This is a genomic window from Daejeonella sp. (genome assembly GCF_044232565.1).
In the GTDB taxonomy this organism is placed as follows: domain Bacteria; phylum Bacteroidota; class Bacteroidia; order Sphingobacteriales; family Sphingobacteriaceae; genus Daejeonella.
On record NZ_JBIILQ010000307.1, the window covers coordinates 1 to 2,542 of the forward strand.

General features: G+C 38.3%; 2 protein-coding genes and 1 pseudogene. 1 reads left to right on the forward strand and 2 read right to left on the reverse strand.

Translation table 11 applies throughout. From position 1 onward, the window contains the following. Both ACILQF_RS12485 and ACILQF_RS12490 read right to left on the reverse strand, forming a co-directional pair. A partial coding sequence (locus tag ACILQF_RS12485) for a PCRF domain-containing protein (protein WP_395627731.1) occupies positions 1-152 on the reverse strand: 152 nt, incomplete at its 3' end. A 139-nt stretch (positions 153-291) separates the two neighbouring features. Further along, positions 292-1,044, reverse strand: coding sequence for a UDP-2,3-diacylglucosamine diphosphatase (locus ACILQF_RS12490; protein WP_395627730.1), 753 nt, complete (start codon positions 1,042-1,044; stop codon positions 292-294). 135 nt (positions 1,045-1,179) lie between these two features. On the opposite strand from ACILQF_RS12490, the pseudogene ACILQF_RS12495 reads away from it, so the two are divergent. Further along, positions 1,180-2,542, forward strand: a pseudogene (locus tag ACILQF_RS12495) (S9 family peptidase); the annotation flags it as partial.

Genomic DNA, 2,542 nt, shown 5'->3' on the forward strand with positions numbered 1-2,542 from the left:
TAAATTTTATACTCATCAACAATCTTCGTGAGGTCTTTATATTCTTTATTTAACTGAGCAAAACGCTTCATATCACTCATCGTAGCAGGATTGCTCAACTCGCGCTCCACTTCTTGCCAGCGTTCTTTAATATATTCTAGTTTCTGTAACATAATTTAAATTGAAATACACCCCTCTTTAAGCTCAAAACACAGGCTTTCAATAGGGCCTATAAAAATACGGCTTTTTTGGATAATAATGGAAGATTATACGCAATCAGGAATAAATCAGGCCTAAAGAAGTGGATAAAAATCAGTTGGAATGCTTCTCAAAATATCGGAGTTCTAATTTTTCGCCATCAAACACAGCATAAGAATTAAAATTGATCCACTCCCCCAAATTCACATATTTACTCTCGCCAAGCTGAATGTCAAGTGGCAAATGCCGATGCCCAAAAATAAGATAATCGAAATGCTCTTTGCTAAGAAGATTTTTTGAATAAGAAGCCAACCACTCCTCAGAGATATCCCTAAACTCTTCTTTTTTATTGTTCTGCAGTCTACTTTTCCTCGACCAGCCTTGTGCGATGCCCAACCCTAAATTGGGATGTATGCGAGCAAAAAACCATTGACAAAATTTACTTCTAAAGATTTTTTTTAGCAGCTTATATTGCGTATCTCCGGGGCCTAAGCCATCACCATGGTGTAAATAAAACTTCTTTCCGTTCCTTTCAATTATCAGCTCATCCGAAATAATCTGTACGCCAAGCTCTTCTTTGAAATAGTCGAACATCCACATATCATGGTTGCCCTTAAAAAAGAAAACGGGAATTCCTGAATCCACAATTTCGGCAATTTTGCCCTGAAAGCGACTAAAACCTTTCGGAATTACCGAGGAATATTCAAACCAGAAATCAAAAATATCACCGAGCAGGTAAATTTCACTTGCTTCCTGCTTTATTTGATCGAGCCAGCTTACTACCAAGTCCTCGCGCTCACGACTCGTTCTAAAATCGGGCACTCCAAAGTGGAAATCGGAAGCGAAAAATATTTTCTTTACTGACATCGCCTCAAAAATACATAATTTTTAATTTAAGCTTACTCTGCTTATTATTTAGGGAAATAAGCATAAACATTACACAAAACTGTGCATTTATGCGATTGATTTCCCTAATTTAGCAATAAACAAAATTTAAAGCCAGTGAAAAGATTAAACCTAACAATGCTCGCAATTGCTGTGTTGATCAGTCCACTAAGTGGAATAGCACAACATACCAGTCCCCAAAATAAGTCCATGAACTACCCAAAAACGCAAAAAATAGATGTTTCAGATACCTATTTCGGAACTACCATAAATGATCCTTACCGCTGGCTCGAAGATGATCGCTCGGCGGAAACAAAGGCATGGGTGGAAGCTGAGAACAAGGTTACACAAGGCTATTTATCGAACATCCCCTACAGGGACGCAATTAAAAACCGCTTAGAAACGCTCTGGAATTACGAAAAATTTACTGCCCCCTTCAAGGAAGGTGCATACACTTATTTCTATAAAAACGATGGTTTACAGAATCAATATGTTCTTTACAGGCAAGCTGGCAAAACTAAAGCTGAGGTATTCTTAGATCCCAATACTTTCTCAAAAGATGCCACCACTTCCCTTGCTGGAATTGAATTCACAAAAGATGGCAGCCACGTAGCTTATCAAATTTCGGAAGGTGGTTCTGATTGGAGGAAAGTAATCGTTTTAAAAGCGGCGGATAAATCGGTTATTGGGGATACCTTAATCGATGTAAAATTCTCAGGGCTCTCATGGAAGGGTAATGAAGGTTTTTATTACAGCAGTTACGATAAGCCAAAAGAAGGTAGCCAACTTTCGGGCTTGACTCAATATCACAAATTATTTTATCATCAGCTTGGAACCTCTCAAAAAGAAGACGTGCTAATTTTTGGTGGCGATCAAACACCACGCAGGTATATTAATGGGGGCCTAACAGAGGATCAGCGCTTTTTGGTTATTACTGCCGCTGTTTCCACCACTGGTAACGAGCTCTATATCCAAGATTTATCGAAACCTGGAAGTCCGATAACTCAAGTAGTAAAGGACTTCAAAAACGATCATTCTATCATTGATAATCAAGGAAGTAAACTATTTATTTATACCAATTACAAGGCACCAAACTTTAGAGTAGTTTCCGTGGATGCTTCAGATCCGGCACCTGAGAACTGGAAGGATTTTATTCCTGAGACTGAAAATGTGCTTCAGGCGAGTACCGCAGGTGGTAAATTTTTTGCGAATTACCTAAAAGATGCTACCTCATTGGTGATGCAATACGATATGGATGGAAACCTGGAAAGAACGGTAACACTTCCAGGTGTGGGTTCGGCAAGTGGGTTTAATGCTAAAAAAACCGAGCAAGAATTGTACTATACTTTTACTTCTTACATCTATCCTTCAACAATTTTTAAATACATCATTGCAACTGGTCAGTCGATTGAGTATAAAAAATCCGGTGTACAGTTTGATCCTTCACAATATGTATCTAAACAGATCTTTTACACTTCAA

What these genes read in the sequence shown, in the direction of transcription:
- ACILQF_RS12490 (WP_395627730.1), bottom strand. Translation starts at nt 1,044, where the DNA reads ATGTCAGTAAAGAAAATATTTTTCGCTTCCGATTTCCACTTTGGAGTG.